At 57.4% G+C, this 1,492-nt stretch carries 1 protein-coding gene and 2 pseudogenes; 1 reads left to right on the top strand and 2 read right to left on the bottom strand.

Annotated elements, in window-relative coordinates; all coding sequences use genetic code 11:
* Window positions 1-67 precede the first annotated feature (67 nt).
* Both EOC94_RS33265 and EOC94_RS33270 read right to left on the bottom strand, forming a co-directional pair.
* Window positions 68-498: pseudogene (locus tag EOC94_RS33265) on the bottom strand (IS5 family transposase); the annotation flags it as partial.
* A gap of 89 nt (window positions 499-587) precedes the next feature.
* Window positions 588-953 carry a hypothetical protein gene (locus tag EOC94_RS33270; protein WP_127295857.1) on the bottom strand — a complete coding sequence of 122 codons (366 nt, stop codon included), beginning with the start codon at window positions 951-953 and terminating at the stop codon, window positions 588-590.
* 341 nt (window positions 954-1,294) lie between these two features.
* On the opposite strand from EOC94_RS33270, the pseudogene EOC94_RS33275 reads away from it, so the two are divergent.
* A pseudogene (locus EOC94_RS33275) lies at window positions 1,295-1,492 on the top strand (ABC transporter); the annotation flags it as partial.

Raw genomic sequence — 1,492 nt, forward strand, 5'->3', positions numbered from 1 at the left:
TTTAAGTGCCACGTGACACGTCCGGCAAATCCGCGATCATGTCCGCTGCTGAGGCGATGTCGCTCTTCTGGCCTGCCGTGAGCATCAGCCGTATCGGCCTGCCCTGGGCGTCAACTAGCGTGTGGATCTTGGTTATGAGCCCGCCTCGCGAGCGACCGAGACTATGATCTCGATCCCCGTTTTTGCTGTCGCGCCCTGCTGATGGACGCGAACAATAGAGGTGTCGATCATCTGCACCCTACCGTCATGCGCTTTAGCAATTTCGTCCATGAGGCGGTCCCACCACACCTGCTTTCCGCCATCGGACAAAGCGGTTGTAGCAGGTGGTGCGCGGGCCGTATCGCTCCGAGAGGTCCCGCCAAGGCGCACCGGACCGCAGTACCCAGAAGATGCCGTTTAGCACCCGCCGATCATCGACGCGCGGCACCCTCGCGGCTTGTTGGGCAACAGCGGCTCGATCACGCACCATTCGAAGTCAGTCGGGTCATATCGGCTCATGATGAGCCTGAATCAGATTCCGCCGCAGTATGAAAGCCTCGGTCGAAAACGACCTCTTGTCGCACATTCATGATTGCGACAGGAGGTCGCTATAGCAAGAACCCGGTCATCCATTCCGCGCTGTAGAATCCTGCGGCAAGAATGATAGCGATGGCAACCAGTCCGGTCCAAATACCCCGCATAGCGAAGGGCGACAAAATAGCTATTGCGAGGATACCACCCCAGACCAATGCTGATCTCAGGTAGATTTCCTTGTTCGCATAGTTCCAGGAGCCGCCCTCCATCGGTCCCTCCGTCATCCCCCAAGGATAGCACCCCTGCGCAGCCGGTGGTGGCCAGCATGCGGCCGCCTTCGAGGCTTCGAGATAGTCAAGGACGACCAACAGGAGGAAAGCGCAAAGAGATGCTTGGACTAGTATTTCGATGAGGCTGGGCTTGCGGACCGTCATGGCCATTACTGTATGTCGCCGCAGTTCCGCTTTCCACCCATCCGGTTATGCCGAATTTATGAGTTCTCAACCTAGGCAGCTACACGTTGGGTCCTGTTCCAAGCCAAAGCTCGCTGCAAAGGCGCATAGCTTTTGGCGACGACGCGAGTTGGCATCGGTCAGAAACGCGACCTGCTCTGCGCGCCCCAACCCGCCTCTTGTTGAGCGGCACGTGCTCCAAATAAGCATTGGAGACGAACAGCGTTTCCTTCGGGTGGCCAAGAACAGCATCCGATACTTTTAAGTCTACAAAATTGGTAGACATACTGCACAGCGAAAGTACGAGTCATTCCAACTGGAGCAGGACGATGACATTTGCTGTGGAGAGATTGTCGAGAAGGAAGTTTGGTGCGTTCGTGACCGCTTTTGCGGTCACATTGGCCGCTTATTCCTCCCCCCTCACTGCCCAGGCGGGTAGTCCGGACGCGGGCAAGCTGCCGACCAAAATCCCGGCGGGCACTGTGCTTCGCATGGGCGATCCCGAGACGCAAAAGGCGCTGGAATTA

Origin of the sequence: Mesorhizobium sp. M6A.T.Ce.TU.016.01.1.1 (genome assembly GCF_003997065.1) — a bacterium.
Classification (GTDB): domain Bacteria; phylum Pseudomonadota; class Alphaproteobacteria; order Rhizobiales; family Rhizobiaceae; genus Mesorhizobium; species Mesorhizobium mediterraneum.

Coding starts and splice junctions, on each gene's coding strand:
- EOC94_RS33270 (WP_127295857.1), bottom strand. CDS start 953: ATGGCCATGACGGTCCGCAAGCCCAGCCTCATCGAAATACTAGTCCAA.